The organism is Bacillus sp. FSL W8-1202 (assembly GCF_038006165.1).
GTDB classification, from domain to species: Bacteria; Bacillota; Bacilli; order Bacillales; family Bacillaceae; genus Bacillus; species Bacillus subtilis.
On record NZ_JBBOUR010000001.1, the window covers coordinates 1,859,149 to 1,877,010 of the forward strand.

A 17,862-nucleotide genomic window follows, 5' to 3' on the forward strand; every position below is an offset into this window, starting at 1 on the left:
TGACTTTCGCCACTGTTTTTTGAGTGTTTCGCCCTATCCGAACGCTTTAAAATAAAATGTAAGCACTTACATTAAAAAGGGGGGATTGGTTTGAATAAGATTTGTTACGTGCTGTTATCCCTTGTCTGCGTCTTTTTGTTCAGCGGATGTTCAGCGGGTGAAGAGGCCTCGGGAAAAAATGAAGACGTTACACTCAGAATCGCGTGGTGGGGCGGGCAGCCAAGGCATGATTATACAACAAAGGTAATTGAACTTTACGAGAAAAAGAATCCTCACGTCCATATTGAAGCGGAATTTGCGAACTGGGATGACTACTGGAAAAAGCTCGCGCCCATGTCTGCCGCCGGCCAGCTTCCGGATGTCATTCAAATGGATACCGCTTACTTAGCCCAATACGGAAAGAAGAACCAGCTGGAGGATTTAACGCCGTATACAAAGGATGGAACGATTGACGTCAGTTCAATCGACGAGAATATGCTGTCGGGCGGAAAAATCGACAATAAGCTATATGGATTTACGCTAGGTGTCAACGTGCTGTCTGTGATTGCCAATGAAGATTTGCTGAAAAAAGCCGGTGTGTCTATCAATCAGGAAAACTGGACGTGGGAGGATTACGAGAAGCTGGCGTATAATCTTCAGGAAAAAGCCGGTGTCTACGGTTCTAACGGAATGCATCCGCCTGATATTTTCTTCCCTTATTATTTGCGCACAAAGGGTGAGCGCTTTTATAAAGAAGACGGCACTGGCCTCGCGTATCAAGATGATCAGCTGTTTGGCGATTACTTTGAACGGCAGCTGAGGCTGGTGAAAGCGAAAACGTCCCCAACACCTGATGAAAGCGCACAGATTAAAGGGATGGAAGACGATTTTATCGTCAAAGGCAAGTCAGCGATTACATGGAACTACTCCAATCAATATTTGGGCTTTGCCAGGCTGACAGACTCGCCGCTGTCTCTCTATCTGCCGCCGGAGCAAATGAAGGAAAAGGCGCTGACATTGAAGCCGAGTATGCTGTTTTCCATTCCGAAAAGCTCTGAGCATAAAAAAGAGGCAGCGAAATTTATTAATTTCTTCGTGAATAATGAGGAAGCGAACCAGCTGATTAAAGGCGAGCGAGGCGTTCCAGTCTCCGACAAGGTGGCGGATGCGATTAAACCGAAGCTGAATGAGGAAGAAACCAACATCGTGGAGTATGTAGAAACCGCGTCAAAAAACATCAGCAAAGCCGATCCGCCAGAGCCTGTGGGAAGCGCGGAGGTCATCAAGCTGCTGAAGGATACGTCAGATCAGATTCTGTATCAGAAGGTATCGCCGGAAAAAGCCGCCAAAACGTTCCGAAAAAAGGCCAATGAGATATTAGAGAGGAATAATTGACGGGAAATGGGGCTGACGCAATGAAAAAAAGCCGGAGTATAAGAAAAGACAATCTAGCGGGATATGCTTTTATTTCTCCGTTTATCATCGGGTTCCTATGCTTTACGGTGATCCCGATGGGGGCGTCCCTGTTTCTGTCCTTCACGAGCTATGACTTGTTTACGGCGCCGAAATGGATCGGGCTCGACAACTTTAAGGAAATGTTTACGGGTGACGAAAAGTATTGGCAGTCTCTGAAGGTGACATTTACGTATGTGCTTGCCGGGGTTCCGCTCCGCCTCGGCTTCGCGCTTTTTATCGCTGTCATTTTAAACAATGCAACAAAAGGAACGGCCATTTACAGAACGCTCTTTTATCTGCCTTCGATCATCGGCGGGAGCGTCGCCGTGGCAATTATGTGGCGCAATATTTTTGGCAATGACGGGGTCATCAATGCGCTGCTGTTTTTTGTCGGGATTGATCAAAAAATTCTTTGGTACCAGAATCCGACAAGTGCGCTGTGGACATTGATTCTGCTGTCCGTCTGGCAGTTCGGGTCGTCAATGCTGATTTTTCTGGCCGGGCTGAAAAACATTCCGTCTTCGTATTTGGAAGCGGCAAGTGTGGATGGGGCAAATCGGGTGCAGCGTTTCTTCAAGATCACGCTTCCGATCCTCACACCGATTATTTTCTTTAACCTAGTGATGCAGACGATTTCTGCTTTTATGACATTTACACCTGCCTATATCATTTCGAAGGGCGAGGGCGGGCCGCTTGACGGGACGCTTCTGTATTCGCTCTATTTGTTCCAGCGGGCGTTTAACTATTTTCAAATGGGCTACGCATCGGCGATGGCGTGGGTCATGCTTGTCATTGTCGGGCTGATTACGCTCATATTGTTTAAAACATCGTCATATTGGGTTCATTACGAGTCAAAGGAGGAATGACGGATGGAGCCGGTCAACGAGCCTGTCAGAAAAGCCCCGGTTTTAGAAAGAAAAAAAGCCGGGCGTGTCAGTCCCAAGCGCATACTGTTCCATGTTTGTACGGCAACGCTGGCGGTGTTGCTGCTGTACCCGGTTATTTGGCTGTTTGTCAGCTCGTTTAAAGAAAGCGCCAGTATTTTTACAACCTCACATTCTCTCATTCCCGACCCTTTTATTCTCAGTAACTATGCTGAAGGGTGGAAGGGCATTGCGGGACAGCCGTTTCTGACGTTTATTAAAAACTCGGCGATTATTGTCGGGCTGTCAACAATCGGTGCCGTCATGTCATCGGCTGTCATTGCGTACGGATTTGCGCGTATACCGTTTAAGGGAAAAAAATTTTGGTTTGCGTGCATGATGGGGACGTTAATGCTGCCTCATGAAGTGTTGATGATTCCGCAGTATATTATGTTTGCGAAATTAGACTGGCTGAATTCCTTTAAACCAATTGTCGTTCCGCAATTTTTCGGGCATGCGTTTTTTATCTTTCTGATGATCCAGTTTATCCGGACGATTCCCGAGGAGCTGGATGAAGCCGCGCGAATCGACGGATGCGGACGCTTTGCCTGCTTTTGGCGGATCATTCTCCCGCTGATTGCCCCCGCGCTTGCGACGTCTGCGATTTTCTCCTTCTATTGGAAGTGGGAGGAGCTGATTCAGCCGCTCTTGTATTTGAATAAGCCGGAGCTTTATCCTGTTTCACTTGCGCTGAAGCTTTTTCTCGATACAGAGTCGGCTTCGAACTGGGGCGCGATGTTTGCCATGTCGGCCGTCTCGTTATTGCCTGTGATTCTTGTTTTCTTTTTGTTTCAGAAATATATCGTTCAGGGCATCAGTACGACCGGATTAAAATAAAAAGGAGTGTTGCAGATGGCACAGCTTATCTTTGATGAAGAAAAGGTGACGTCCGTCATTGACCGGATCGTGAAACGGACATTTCAGATGGATTTTGCGTGGGATTGGCCGGGCGGCGTCGCGTTTTACGGTGTGGCGGAGGCCTATGAAGCGACGGAAAACGAGGAATATATCAATCTGTTAAAAACGTGGGTGGATGAACAGTTGGAGGATGGGCTGCCGCCGCTTTCGATCAACGGAGTTTCCATTGGGCATACGCTTTTGTTCCTCCACAAGGTGACGGGTGATGAGGTGTATTTGGAAACAGCGGCCGAGATGGCGGAATATGTGCTGCATAAGGCGCCGCGCTTTGGCGAGGGTATCCTTCAGCATACGGTGAATGCAGCAGAATACGTGTTTCCTGAGCAGGCATGGGCGGATACGCTGATGATGGCTGGGCTGTTTATGCTGAGAATCGGGCGGATCATGGAGCGTGAGGATTATTTTGAAGACGGCCTGCGCCAGTTTCACGGACATGAGGACGTGCTTCAGGACCCTGTCACGAATTTGTACTACCACGCCTGGGACAACAAAGCGCAAAATCATCTGTCGGGGATTTATTGGGGCAGAGCGAACGGCTGGGCGGCACTCACGATGGCAAAGGCGCTCCCGCTTATTGAGGTGACACATCCTTCCTTTATGATCATCGACGGATCGCTCAGAGACCAGCTGAGCGCGCTTGTCCGGCTTCAGGATGAATCAGGGCTGTGGCATACGATTTTGGATGATCCGGATTCTTATCTGGAGGTTTCGGCATCAGCCGGTATTGCTTCTGCTCTGATGTCGAGCGGAAAGCTGTATACAAAATATGTGCAGAAATCGCTTGCCGCCATTTTGGATGCGGTGGAAGAGGACGGACGGGTCAGCAAGGTATCGGCCGGGACAGCCGTCATGAAAAATGCCGAAGGATACAAACAGGTGCCTTACAAACGAATACAAGGATGGGGGCAGGGACTTGCGCTGACGTTTCTTGCTGATGTTTTGAAAACGAAAAAACGCGTGTATCAGTAAAGACAGTGGCGGGGGGAAAGGGATGAAAAAACAGCCTCAACAGAAGGAACGGGTTTCTCGCTGGAAGGGAACGTATTTCAAAAGAAACTTTGTCTTCATTTTGCTGATTGCCTGTATTCCCGGATTGCTGACTGGCGGCGCAATCTACTTTCTTTCGATCGACAAGGTGGAGAAAGAGCTGCAGAGATCGCATGAAACACAGGTGGCGCGTGAGGTCAGCCGAATGGATGAGAAGCTGGGAGTGCTTGAACTGGCACTCACCCAGATGGCCTACGATTCTTCACTGATGAACGGATTGGCCGAGAGGGATTTGGAGAAAGACTTTACGTTCTCCTATCAATTAACGAAAAAGCTGTTTCTTTTGCGGGACCAGCAGCCGCTGATCGAGCAGGCTTCCATCTTTCTGAACAGCCCCCGGCCACTTGTGCTGAGCCCTGAATACAGCGCTTTGACAGAACAGGAGGCGCTTCGCAAGTATCGCTCGCTGCTTGCCTCAGACCACAGCATTTATTGGAAACGGTCGGGAAACCAAGCGATGCTGATCCAGCTCATTCCGGGCGCGGCGGAGAAACCGTTCGGCGCGATCATGCTGGCGGTTGATCCGAAAGAAATGGAATCAATCCTGCAAAGCTTGTCCCCCTATCCTGATGGCAGTGCGCTGCTTTTAGATCAAAATCAAGAGGTGCTGTTTCATGAAGGGGAAAAAGATTTTGAAAAGACTTTACTTCAAGAGATAAAAAAACAGCCTGCTGAGAACGGCCATTTTCAGTTGGAATGGGAAGGCAAGGTGTATTCTGTCTCCTTTGGAGAAATGAACCGGATGCATCAGCAATGGACCTTTGTGTCAGCGGCGCCTCTTTCAGCTATTACAGCGCCGATGGTGTTTTTATCAAAAGTGATCATCGTGATGCTGGTCATTTGCATCGGTTTGGCGGTATGCATAACATGGTATGCATCAAAAAAAATCTATCGTCCCATTCAGCATTTGCTTGGCTTGTTTACCGGAGGAGAGAAGAAAGTATGGCAGGCGTCCGGGCAGGATGAATTCAAGTGGATTGAAAAGAGATGGCAGGATCTATCCCTTGAAAGCCGGAAGCTCCAAGAGCAGCTCCTGCGGCAGACGCCCCATATGAAAAAAAGTTTTTTGCAGCACCTCTTGCAGGGGGATTTTTACTATGACAACGAGGACAGTCTCAGATCTCGGATGGAGGAGGCCGGCTGGAACATCGGCGAAAACGTGTTTCATGTGCTGGATCTTCAATTGACAGGACTCCGCTGTGAAAAAAGCATCTTCTGTTGCGATGATGAACAGCTCGCTGTGTTTACACTGACTAATATCGCTGAGGAATTGGCGGATAAACGCGTTTTTCAGCTCTCCATACTTGATATCGGCCGGCTTTCTATCACCGTTCTTGTGATGAAAACAAACAGCTCTGATCTGAAGGCATATATAACGGAGCTGGCACGCCAATTTGGGAATGTAACCGGACTATGCCTGACCTCGACATTGAGCAGCGAGACGGAGCGTGTCACGGAAATTCCTTCTTTATTTCAGAATGTGAAAAGCGGCAAATCCTGCAGGCAGTTTGCCAACCGGAATCAGGTCATTGATTTGCAGGCCGACTTCCCTCAGGATGAGCAGTTCGCTCCTTATTACCCTTTTGAACTGGAAAAACAAATTGTTCAGGCTATCCGGCTGGAAAGAAAACAGGAGGCCGAGGAACTGATTCGTGTATGCATGGAGGAACTGGCGGAAAAGGCGGCCATAGACAGGCATGTGCATTCCGCCCTGATTCAGCTGTTTTCCCGCATTCAGGAGGATATTTTGCATTCAGGGATCAATCCCAGCGAACTGTTTCAGCACCGGAATCCGTTTCTTGATATTTCAGAATTGCGCGAACCTAATGAAGCGGCGGCCTGGCTAATGGATGCAGTGGTGACGCCTTACCTTTCCAAGCTTGAGGGCAGAAAAAACAGACAGCAAAAGCAGCTGGCAGAACGTGTGATTGCGATGATTCACGAACAGTACATGGCGGACATTTCATTGGAAAGCTGTGCCGATGCGCTTGGCATGAATTCATATACGTTAAGCAAGGCATTTAAGCAAGTGACCGGTATTAATTTTATCGATTATGTGACCCAGATCAGAATCGAAAAGGCGAAAGAACTGCTGGTCAATACGAATAAAAAAATTCATGACGTGTCAGAAGAAGTCGGCTACCGCCACAATTACTTTAACCGGATTTTTAAAAAACAGGTCGGCATGCCGCCGGGTGTCTTCAGGCAAATGTATCAGGAAACGCCGTGAAAGGAGAGAACATGTGATGAAGAAACCAATTCAAGTATTTTTAGCGGGAGATTCCACTGTGAGTGACTGCCCGCCTCATGAAGCGCCGATGGCGGGGTGGGGGCAGGTATTCGGGCAATTGTTTTCTGAAGAGGTAGTGGTGCACAATCATGCCAAAGGAGGAGCGAGCACCAATTCTTTTGTGGAGGAAGGAAGGCTTCAAGCAATTGCCGAACGCATCACACAAGGCGATTATTTGTTGATTCAATTCGGCCACAATGACCAAAAACCGCGGGGGACGAAGCCGTACTCCACATTTCAGCAGTTTCTTACCTTGTTTGCAGATACGGCACGCGAAAAGGGCGCGCATCCTGTGTTCGTCACATCGGTGCAGCGCCGCCGCTTTGATGAAAACGGACGGATCGAGCATACGCTCGGTGAGTATCCCGATGCGATGAAAGCACTGGCGAAGGAGCTCGATGTACCTGTGATTGATCTGCTTGCGAAAACAAAGGTGCTGTATGAAGCATACGGGCCGGAGGAGTCGAAGCGATTGTTCGTTTGGTTTCAGCCGAATGAACATCCGAATTACCCGGACGGCATTGAGGACAATACGCATTTTTCGGAAGAAGGTGCAATGGAGGTTGCGAAGCTTGTGGCAGAAGGCATTGAAGAGCTCGGACTTCCGCTTAAGGACCATCTTGTGAGCCGGGAGGGGAAAGAACATGTATAAGGAAGGCGCGTGCCTGTACCACAATCCGCTCCGGTCAGTTAGTGATGTAAAGGACTGGCGGATGGAGGGAGGCGGACAGATCTCATTTGACGATCACAGCTTGCACCTGTCACATGTCCAGGACGAAGCGCACTTTGTCTTTTGGTGTCCGGAAACCTTTCCAGACGGCATCATTGTGACATGGGACTTCTCTCCGATCGAGCAGCCGGGATTGTGTATGCTGTTTTTTTCTGCTGCGGGAATGGGAGGCGAGGATTTGTTTGATCCAAGTCTCCAGAAAAGAACGGGAAAATACCCCGAGTATCATTCGGGGGACATCAACGCTCTCCACCTGTCGTATTTCCGCAGAAAATACGCGGGGGAAAGAGCGTTCCGCACCTGCAATTTAAGAAAAAGCCGCGGTTTCCACCTCGCCGCAATGGGGGCCGATCCGCTGCCTTCTCCAGACGACGCTGATTCTCCGTATCGTATGAAGCTGATCAAAGACAAAGGCTATGTGCACTTTTCAATCAATGGTCTGCCCATTCTTGAGTGGATGGACGACGGCAGCACATATGGGCCTGTGTTAACAAAAGGAAAAATCGGGTTCCGGCAGATGGCCCCCATGAAAGCAGCTTACAGGGATTTTGCCGTACATCAAGCGGTGAGAAGATGAAGACGACTGTAACGGACGCGCTTTATGCAGGCTGCGAAGCGGTGGTGAAAATAGCATGGCTCAACGGGCTGTGGCTGTTGTTTACACTTTTGGGCGGCGTTCTTTTCGGATGGGCGCCGAGCACAGCCGCGATGTGTGCCGTTATAAGGAAATGGCTGATGGGGCAAAAGGATGTCCCGATATTTCCGTTATTTCTCGATACCTATAAAAAAGAGTTTCTCAAGGTTAATGCGATCGGATTGGCGTTTTCGGCTCTTTTGCTCATATTGTCCGCGAACTATCATTATTTTTCTGCCAGTACGGATTGGCTGTCCTTTGCCGTAACAAGCTGCACGCTGCTTGCAGGGCTTTTGTATATCATCGCGCTGATGTATGTGTTTCCCCTTTATGTGCATTACCAGCTCCCGCTTCGCAAATATATACCGCAGGCACTGCTGTTTGGCGCCATGAGGCCGCTGACGACCGGCTGTATGCTGATCGGGTGCGGATTTATCCTTTATTTGCTGTATACGCTTCCTGGCCTGATTCCGTTTTACGGCCCGTGTTTATTTGGGCTTGTGTTGATGTTTTTTGCTCTTAGGGGATTTCAAAAGACGGAGGCCCGGCATCATCAAGCCGGGTAACAAAAAAATGACAAATACGCAAAAAAGTGCAGTGTCCGAAATAGGCAGATGCAAAAAAGTGAAATTGAAGACAGCTCACACAGCGCATAAAATCCAATTTAAGTAAGCGCTTACATATAAATGAGAAGGAGCTGTCTGATGATTACACGAAGGAAACGCATGTTTACCGCTGTTACGTTGCTGGTCTTGTTGGTGATGGGAGCCTCTGTATGTCCTGTGAAAGCTGAAGGGGCAGCGCGGCAGATGGAAGCGCTGAATCGGGGGCTTGTAGCGGTCAAGACGGACGGGGGCATTTTTGTCAGCTGGCGGTTTCTTGGAACCGAAAACGCATCTGTTTTGTTCAATGTGTACAGAGACGGGCAAAAACTGAATGCTGCGCCTGTCAAAACAACGAACTATGTGGATAAAAACGGATCGGCGGGCTCAACGTATACGGTTCGGACTGTTGTAAACGGTACCGAACAGCCGGCTTCTGAAAAAGCCTCCGTATGGGCGCAGCCGTATCATTCCGTCCCGCTGGATAAACCGGCTGGCGGCACGACGCCAAAGGGTGAAGCTTACACGTACAGCGCTAATGACGCAAGTGTTGGCGATGTGGATGGTGACGGGCAATACGAGCTGATCCTGAAATGGGACCCGTCTCAAAAGACAATTCACAGGATGGCTATACGGGTGACGTGCTGATTGACGCGTATAAACTGGATGGCACAAAGTTATGGCGGATCAATCTCGGCAAAAACATCAGAGCGGGTGCGCACTACACCCAATTTATGGTGTATGACCTTGATGGTGACGGAAAAGCGGAAGTGGCAATGAAAACGGCAGACGGGACAAAAGACGGCACGGGCAAAGTAATTGGAGATGCCAATGCAGATTACAGAAATGAACAGGGGCGTGTGCTTTCAGGCCCTGAATATCTCACTGTGTTTCAAGGTTCAACCGGGGAAGAGCTTGTCACCGCAAATTTTGAACCGGCGCGCGGCAATGTGTCGGATTGGGGAGACAGCTACGGCAACCGTGTTGACCGTTTTCTCGCCGGCATTGCCTACCTTGATGGACAGCGGCCGAGCCTGATCATGACCAGAGGGTATTACGCTAAAACCATGCTAGTTGCCTATAACTTCAGGGATGGAAAGCTGTCAAAGCTTTGGACGCTGGACTCCTCAAAGTCAGGAAATGAAGCGTTTGCTGGACAGGGGAATCACAACCTGAGCATCGCGGACGTTGACGGGGATGGAAAAGATGAGATTATTTTCGGCTCAATGGCTGTTGATCATGACGGGAAAGGCATGTACTCGACCGGCTTAGGCCATGGGGATGCCCTCCATACAGGAGATCTTGATCCGGGCCGGCCGGGGCTTGAGGTGTTTCAAGTTCATGAGGACAAAAATGCAAAATACGGCTTATCTTTCCGGGATGCTGCAACCGGAAAAATCCTTTGGGGCGTTTATGCCGGCAAGGATGTAGGCCGGGGAATGGCTGCTGATATTGACCCGCGTTATCCGGGACAGGAAGTGTGGGCAAACGGTTCTCTCTACTCAGCGAAAGGGGTCAAAATCGGAAGCGGGGTTCCGTCCTCGACCAACTTCGGCATCTGGTGGGACGGCGATCTGCTCCGGGAACAGCTGGACAGCAACCGAATTGATAAGTGGGATTATCAAAACGGCGTATCGAAAAATGTGCTGACTGCATCAGGCGCAGCGGCTAACAACGGCACAAAAGCAACACCGGCGCTTCAGGCTGATCTGCTCGGTGATTGGCGGGAGGAAGTGGTATGGAGAACGGAGGACAGCAGTGCTCTTCGCATTTACACGACGACCATTCCGACTGAGCACAGGCTGTATACGCTGATGCACGATCCGGTGTACCGGCTTGGCATCGCCTGGCAAAATGTCGCCTATAACCAGCCGCCGCACACAAGCTTCTTTTTAGGAGACGGCATGGCGGAACAGCCAAAACCAAATATGTATACGCCTTAACTGAAAGGGGGAAGGAACGGGCTGCGTGCAGCCCGTTCCCATCAAATGAAACCAAAAAAGAGGCAAATGGAATACTTGACCAGAGGTTTGATTGCGGTAAAGACAGATCAGGGCGTGTTTGTCAGCTGGCGTTTTCTCGGCACGGACCATGAGACGACGGCTTTTCACCTTTATCGGGATGGAAAGCGGATCACCCGCGATCCAATCGCTGAAAGCACTAATTTTCTCGATCAAAACGGAACGGCTGACGCTGTTTATCAGGTGGCGGCCGTCAATAAGGGAAGGGAAGAAAAACTGTCCAAAGAAGCTCCAGTCTGGCGGGAAAATGTACTGGAGGTTCCGCTTGCCAAACCAGAAGGCGGTGTGACGCCGGATGGAAAGCCGTACACCTACAGCGCCAATGATGCCAGCGTCGGGGATGTGGACGGGGATGGAGAATATGAAATCATCCTGAAGTGGGACCCGTCCAATTCAAAAGACAACGCTCATGACGGGTATACAGGGGAGGTGCTCATAGATGCCTATAAACTGGACGGCACCTTTTTGTGGCGCATCAACCTTGGCAGAAACATCAGGGCAGGCGCTCATTACACGCAATTTATGGTGTATGACCTGGATGGTGACGGAAAAGCAGAAATAGCCATGAAAACAGCTGACGGCACAACAGACGGGAAAGGACATATCATCGGTGATGAGCATGCCGATTTTAGAAACGAACAGGGCAGAATTTTGTCCGGTCCGGAATATTTGACCGTGTTTAAAGGAGAAACCGGTGAGGAACTCACGACCGTGGAATATGAACCGCCCCGCGGCAAGCTGGAGGATTGGGGAGACGGCTATGGAAACAGGATGGACCGTTTTCTCGCCGGGATCGCTTATTTGGATGGGGAGCGGCCGAGCCTTGTTATGGCGCGCGGCTACTATACGAGAGCCGTGCTCGTGGCATACGATTTCAGAAACGGAAGGCTCAAAAAACGCTGGGTATTTGACTCCAACCATCCGGGACATGAAGCGTACGCAGGACAGGGGAACCACAGTTTAAGCGTGGCGGACGTCGACGGAGACGGAAAAGATGAAATCATATACGGCGCAATGGCTGTCGATCATGACGGAACCGGCCTGTACTCAACGGGGCTCGGGCACGGAGACGCGATGCATGTAGGGGATCTGGACCCGTCACGAAAAGGGCTTGAAGTGTTCCAGGTGCATGAGGACGCCACGAAGCCGTACGGACTGTCGCTGCGAGATGCCGGAACCGGTGAGATATTATGGGGCGTCCATGCTGGAACTGACGTTGGCCGGGGCATGGCGGCTCATATTGATCCAAGCTACAAAGGATCGCTCGTCTGGGGAATTGATCCGCCGGGCAATGATGGCATGTCGTATGGGCTTTTCACGAGCAAAGGCGAAAAAATCAGCGACAAAGCGCCCGCTTCAGCCAATTTCGCCATCTGGTGGGACGGTGATTTGGTCAGAGAACTGCTTGATCATGACTGGGACGGAAAGATCGGCAGGCCAAAGATTGAAAAATGGGATGCTGAAAACGGCTGTCTGAAGACGGTATTTCAGCCGGCCGGCGTGCTATCCAACAACGGCACGAAAGGAAACCCGGTTCTTCAGGCCAACCTGTTCGGAGACTGGCGGGAAGAAGTGATATGGAGAACGGAAGACAGCAGCGCGCTCCGTATCTATACAACGACACATCTCACCCGCCACCGCTTTTACACGCTGATGCATGATCTGGTTTACAGGCTCGGCATCGCCTGGCAGAATACCGCCTACAACCAGCCGCCGCACACGAGCTTTTACCTCGGAACGGGAATGAAAAAACCGCCGAAGCCCGCCCTGTACATAGCGGGAAGTAAAGCGGAGGCGCCGCTGTAGGAGGACTAAGGGATAAGACGCAAAGGCTGAACGCTACGACAAGATGATTAACGAACGGGCAGGACGAACCAATGCTCAAGCGCTGTACGCACCGGTCTTTTTCAAGGGAAGAGCTATCCGTGAAGGAAGCTGTATAAAAAACGAGGGGGAATGAAAAAATGGCAAATCATATTTATCTTGCCGGCGATTCGACTGTTCAAACGTATGGAGACAGCACAAATCAAGGGGGCTGGGGGCAGTTTCTCGGCTCGCATCTGCCGGAGCATATTCAAGTGATCAACAGAACGATCGGGGGAAGAAGCTCGAAAACATTTGTGGAAGAGGGCAGGCTTCAGGCAATCCTTGATGTGATTGAGCCGGATGATTGGCTGTTCGTGCAGATGGGCCATAATGACGCGTCGAAAAATAAGCCGGAGCGCTACACCGAGCCCTATACTACTTATAAACAATATTTAAAGCAGTATATCGCAGGCGCGCGGGAAAAAGGCGCCCATCCGCTTCTCATTACCCCCGTAGCCCGCTTTCATTACGAAAACGGCGTGTTTTTGAACGATTTTCCTGATTACTGCATTGCCATGAAGCAGACGGCTGAAGAGGAGAATGTCCAGCTCATTGATCTGATGGAGAAAAGTCTCGCTTTCTTTACTGAGAAGGGCGAGGAAAAAGTGTACACCTATTTTATGATTTCAGAAGGGATTAATGATTACACGCATTTTACAAAAAAAGGCGCAAATGAAATGGCGAAACTTGTGGCAAAAGGCATAAAGGAGCTCGGCCTGCCATTGACAGAATCGATCATCAAAGAAAGGTGAAAATGGGATGAGAAAACTGTATCATGGCGCTTGCTATTATCCGGAATTATGGGATGAAGAGACGATTCAGCAGGACATTGACATCATGCGTGAAGTTGGCGTAAATGTTGTGCGGATCGGCGAATTTGCCTGGTCTGTCATGGAACCTGAAGAAGGAAAAATTGACGTCGGTTTTTTCAAAGAAATCATTGCCCGGCTGTATGAAAGCGGGATCGAAACGATTATGTGCACGCCGACGCCTACCCCGCCAATTTGGTTCTCACACGGCCGGCCCGAACGCATGCATGTCAATGAAAAAAGAGAGATCATGGGGCATGGCTCCCGTCAGCATGCCTGTACGAACAACCCGTATTTCCGAAAAAAAAACCGCCATCATCACCACAGCCATCGCCAAGGAGCTTGGCCGGCTCCCTGGGCTGATCGGATGGCAGCTAGACAATGAGTTTAAATGCCATGTTGCAGAATGTATGTGTGAGACATGTTTGCGCTTATGGCATGACTGGCTCAAAAATCGCTACGGGGTGATTGAGCGCTTGAATGAAGCTTGGGGAACCGATGTGTGGAGCGAAACCTATCAGACGTTTGAGCAAGTCCCGCAGCCGGGACCGGCCCCGTTTCTGCATCACGCTTCCCTAAGCACCATGTATCAGCTGTTTTCGATGGAGATGATCGCTTCGTTTGCGGATGAACAGGCCAAAATCATCCGCTGCTATTCAGATGCGCCGATCACGCATAATGGATCAGTCATGTTCAGCGTGGACAATGAGCGAATGTTTCAGAATCTCGATTTTGCCTCCTATGACACGTACGCTTCGCAGGAAAACGCCTCTGCCTTTTTATTGAACTGTGATTTATGGAGAAATTTGAAACAGGGGCGCCCGTTTTGGATTTTGGAAACGAGTCCGTCGTATGCCGCCTCGCTTGAAAGCTCCGCTTACCCGCACGCAGACGGGTATTTGCAGGCCGAAGCCGTATCGTCCTACGCCTTAGGAAGCCAGGGGTTTTGCTGCTGGCTATGGCGACAGCAGCGTTCAGGCAGCGAGATTTCCCACGGTTCGGTTCTCAGTGCCTGGGGCGAACCACCATCGGCTACCAAAATGTGCTGGCGGTTGAGCGGGCAAGAAAGGAATCGAGCCTATTATTCTATCGACTGAACCCGTTCAAGCCGAGGCGGCGATGACTTACTATGACAGAGCAAAAGCATTTATTAAAACTGAGCCTCACCGGGGACTCCGGCATCGTTCGCTTGTGACGCATTTTTATGAACGTATTCTCAACACGGGGATTCACCGTGATCTTATTCCGGAAGGCGCTCCACTGGACGGCTATCGCTTGCTGTTTACGCCATTTGTGCCGTATTTGTCTTCTGAATTTATCAAAAAAGCTTCGGCATTCGCTGAAGCGGGCGGCATCTGGATCACCGGGCCGCTGACAGGAGGACGCACATGCGAGCATACCATTCATACCGATTGCGGACTTGGCGAACTTGAGAAAACGTCAGGGATCAAAACACTTTTTACCTTTCCGATGAATGAGAACGTGAATACAGGAAAAGCGTTTGGCATCACGGCGCCGCTCGGACTGTGGAGCGCGGTGTTTGACACAGAGAGCGGAAACACCCTTGGCACGGTTGAAGCAGGACCGGGGGCGGGCCATGCTTTTCTGACGGAACGGAATTACGGCGAGGGGAAAATTGTCATGCTGGGCTCGCTTCCATCCGGAAAAGAAGGGGATGCGATGCTGGAAGCGCTCGTCAGGCATTATGCGGAGGAAGATGTTATTTCCAGCCGGTCGGATGTGACACCCGGCACGATCGTTGCCCCGCGTATAGGCGAAAACGGCCTTGTGTGGATCGTTGTGAATATGGATGGAAAAGGCGGGAGCGTGACATTGCCGGAAGCGGGAATGGATTTGTTGACGAACTGTTTGACCAAAGCGGGGAGACTGGCAGTCGGACCGCATGAATACCGTGTGATTCAATTTGACAATCACAGCTGATTCTTTGCATCGAATCAGCTTTTTTCTATGGAGGGAGAGGCCGATGAAAAAGATCAAATGGTTATCAGAACAGCCAAAGTTGACAAGCGGCGTGACGTGGGGCGTGCCATGGAAAAAAGGAGAATTAAAAAAAGGAGACCGTCTGGCGCTTATGAATGAAAACGCGGAAACGCGATATGTGCAAAGCGAACCGTCGGCCTATTGGCCGGATGGGAGCATCAAGTGGACGAAGCACGCGGCGGTGTTTGGCGGTCAGGAAAACCAAAGCTTTACAGTTCGCAAAAGAGAAGTGCCGCAGCCAACTGAATCGCTCAGCATTCATGAGACAGAGCATGATATCCAAGTGAATACAGGAGCACTCGTTTGTACCATTCATAAAACAGGATCTGATTTCATTCAATCATTGCGGATCAACGGAAAGCCGATCGCCGCAGGCGGGAGGCTCGTTGCAATAAGAGAAACGAGAAAAGAGTCGGCGGCGGAAACGGTTCTTTTGCATGAAAGGTCTGTCAGCTTTATCAAACGGGCGGCGATTGAGCAGAGTGGTCCTGTCAAAGCAGTAGTCAAAATCGAGGGAGTGCATGTGCTCCATAAAACGAATGAGGAATGGCTGCCGTTTGTCATCCGATTGACGTTTTATGCCGGGCTGTCTGAGATCGGCCTTGTGCACACGCAGCTGATTGACAGGAGCGGTAAACAAGAATTCATAAAGGGGCTCGGCATCGAATTTGCCCTTTTTTTGGAGGGAGAGCCGTACAACCGCCATTTCCGCTTTGCGGGAGAGAAAGGGATATACAAAGAACCCGCCCAGCTGTTTGGCACACGTAAATTCAATGAACGGTATCCGCTTTATGAAAAACAAATCAATGGCGAAATGCTGTCTCCAGATGAAGAGCATAAGGAATGGTTTGCACATGGCACACAGAATGCGGTTTGGGACGATGTCAAGCTCGTGCAAGATTCCAGCGATCATTACAGCCTGTCAAAACGGACCGGAAAAGATTATGCGTGGGTTGGAATGCTGCATGGCAGCCGGGCGAAGGGGCTTTGCTATGCGGGCGGAGAAAATGGCGGTGTGGCTCTCGGTCTGCGGTATTTCTTTGAGAAATACCCTTCAGCACTGGAAATCACAGGTCTTGCCGGCAGCCGCCCCAAAATGACCGTCTGGCTTTGGCCCCCGGACGGCGAAGTGATGGATTTGCGGCATTATACAGGAAACACCCACGTGGTCAGCGCGTATGAAGGCTTTGATGAAATGCGCTCTGATCCGACAGGCATTGCGAACACAAATGAAATCAGCTTGGCGTGCTTTTCGCACATGCCGTCTGACGAAGTCCTCAATGCGCTCGCTGACAAATGGCAGGCGCCGCCGCTCATTGTATGCGAGCCGGACGTCTATTACGAATCAAAAGCACTCGGGGTTTGGAGCATCATTGACACATCCCATCCGCTCAAAAAAGAGCTGGAAGAACAGCTCGATGCGGCCTTTCTGTTTTATAAAAAGGAAGTAGAGCAACGCAGATGGTACGGTTTTTGGCATTATGGCGATGTCATGCATACGTATGACCCGATCCGGCATATGTGGCGGTACGATCTCGGCGGATACGCATGGCAAAACAATGAGCTCGTTCCGACCCTATGGCTGTGGCAGGCGTTTTTCCGCTCAGGCAGAGAGGATATCTTTCGCATGGCTGAAGCCATGACCCGCCATACGAGCGAAACGGACAGCTTTCACCTCGGTGAATACGCAGGACTTGGTTCACGGCATAACGTTGTGCACTGGGGATGCGGCTGCAAGGAAGCGAGAATCAGCATGGCCGGGCTTTATAAATTCTATTATTATCTGACGGGTGATGAGCGGACGGGAGATCTTTTGACAGAAGTGAAGGATGCCGATTATGCCCTCGTCAAAACCGATCCGATGCGCGCTTTTTACGAGAAAGGCAAGCACCCGACTCACGCCAGAACGGGACCGGACTGGGCGGCGTTTTGCTCGAACTGGCTGGCGGAATGGGAGCGGACCGAAAATCCGGAATATCTCAAAAAAATCGAAACGGGAATCAACTGTCTGAAGTGGCTGCCGCTCCGCTTATTATCCGGCCCGACATTTGAATATGACCCGGCGACCTCGATGCTTCATCACATGGGAGACGGCATTGCGGGCGGATATCATATGATCATTGCCTTCGGCGCGCCGCAAGTGTGGATGGAGCTGGCTGAGCTTCTTGATGACCGGGAATGGGAAGATATGCTGAGTGAATTCGGCGAATTTTACACACTAAGTGATGAGGAAAAACGGAAAAAAAGCGGAGGCGCTCTTCATGACGGGCATTTTCACTGGCCGATGTTCGCCGCCGGTATGACAGCCTACGCCGCAAGAAAAAAACAAGATCCTCATCTCGCCGCCAAAGCGTGGAATCTTTTGCTAGATGATAAGCTCAGCCATACGCCGCTTCCGATCAAACCGGAGCGCATCGAGACATGGACGCAGCTAGAGGAGCTTCCATGGGTGACAACGAACACTGTCTCTCAATGGTGTTTAAATGTCATAGCGGCGCTGGAACTGATCGGTGATTCCCTTCCGGCAAAAAAAGAAACATCGGGCAAAAAAGGATAACAGCCGGAATTTCATAGGAGAAATGGTGCA

General features: G+C 50.4%; 11 protein-coding genes and 2 pseudogenes. All 13 read left to right on the forward strand.

Going from position 1 to position 17,862, the window contains the following annotated elements; genetic code table 11:
- The first annotated feature begins 90 nt into the window (after window positions 1-90).
- The 13 genes and pseudogenes from NSQ09_RS09660 to NSQ09_RS09720 all read left to right on the forward strand — a co-directional run bounded on the left by NSQ09_RS09660 (window position 91) and on the right by NSQ09_RS09720 (window position 17,832).
- Window positions 91-1,374, forward strand: coding sequence for an ABC transporter substrate-binding protein (locus NSQ09_RS09660; protein ID WP_014479104.1), 1,284 nt, complete (start codon window positions 91-93; stop codon window positions 1,372-1,374).
- Window positions 1,371-2,300 (forward strand): carbohydrate ABC transporter permease, encoded by a 930-nt coding sequence (locus tag NSQ09_RS09665; RefSeq protein ID WP_017695608.1) that lies wholly within the window; start codon window positions 1,371-1,373, stop codon window positions 2,298-2,300. The genes NSQ09_RS09660 and NSQ09_RS09665 overlap by 4 nt, the downstream gene beginning before the upstream one ends.
- A 3-nt stretch (window positions 2,301-2,303) precedes the next feature.
- Window positions 2,304-3,194, forward strand: coding sequence for a carbohydrate ABC transporter permease (locus NSQ09_RS09670; RefSeq protein WP_072175468.1), 891 nt, complete (start codon window positions 2,304-2,306; stop codon window positions 3,192-3,194).
- A 15-nt stretch (window positions 3,195-3,209) separates the two neighbouring features.
- Window positions 3,210-4,244: a rhamnogalacturonyl hydrolase YesR gene (gene yesR, locus NSQ09_RS09675; RefSeq protein ID WP_017695606.1), complete on the forward strand. Its 1,035-nt coding sequence runs from the start codon at window positions 3,210-3,212 to the stop codon at window positions 4,242-4,244.
- 22 nt (window positions 4,245-4,266) lie between these two features.
- Entirely contained in the window at window positions 4,267-6,552 is a 2,286-nt protein-coding gene (gene yesS / locus NSQ09_RS09680) for a transcriptional regulator YesS (RefSeq protein ID WP_328206912.1), read from the forward strand.
- Window positions 6,553-6,565: 13 nt separating this feature from the next.
- A complete protein-coding gene (gene rhgT, locus NSQ09_RS09685) occupies window positions 6,566-7,264 on the forward strand; it encodes a rhamnogalacturonan acetylesterase (protein WP_080031059.1) in 699 nt (232 codons plus the stop codon).
- Window positions 7,257-7,919, forward strand: coding sequence for a YesU family protein (locus NSQ09_RS09690; RefSeq protein ID WP_029726631.1), 663 nt, complete (start codon window positions 7,257-7,259; stop codon window positions 7,917-7,919). The genes rhgT and NSQ09_RS09690 overlap by 8 nt, the downstream gene beginning before the upstream one ends.
- Window positions 7,916-8,542, forward strand: a complete 627-nt coding sequence (locus NSQ09_RS09695) for a YesL family protein (protein ID WP_043857962.1) — start codon at window positions 7,916-7,918, stop codon at window positions 8,540-8,542. The genes NSQ09_RS09690 and NSQ09_RS09695 overlap by 4 nt, the downstream gene beginning before the upstream one ends.
- A 138-nt stretch (window positions 8,543-8,680) precedes the next feature.
- Window positions 8,681-10,521, forward strand: a pseudogene (rhgW, locus tag NSQ09_RS09700) (rhamnogalacturonan lyase).
- A 45-nt stretch (window positions 10,522-10,566) separates the two neighbouring features.
- Window positions 10,567-12,405, forward strand: coding sequence for a rhamnogalacturonan exolyase (gene rhgX, locus NSQ09_RS09705; protein WP_341031171.1), 1,839 nt, complete (start codon window positions 10,567-10,569; stop codon window positions 12,403-12,405).
- A 158-nt stretch (window positions 12,406-12,563) separates the two neighbouring features.
- Complete coding sequence (locus tag NSQ09_RS09710; protein ID WP_237983678.1) at window positions 12,564-13,217, forward strand: rhamnogalacturonan acetylesterase; 654 nt, start codon at window positions 12,564-12,566, stop codon at window positions 13,215-13,217.
- A gap of 7 nt (window positions 13,218-13,224) precedes the next feature.
- Window positions 13,225-15,215 (forward strand): annotated as a pseudogene (gene yesZ, locus NSQ09_RS09715) (beta-galactosidase YesZ).
- Window positions 15,216-15,258: 43 nt separating this feature from the next.
- On the forward strand, window positions 15,259-17,832 hold the full coding sequence (locus tag NSQ09_RS09720; protein WP_017695598.1) for an exo-rhamnogalacturonan lyase family protein: 2,574 nt from the start codon (window positions 15,259-15,261) through the stop codon (window positions 17,830-17,832).
- Window positions 17,833-17,862: the final 30 nt, after the last annotated feature.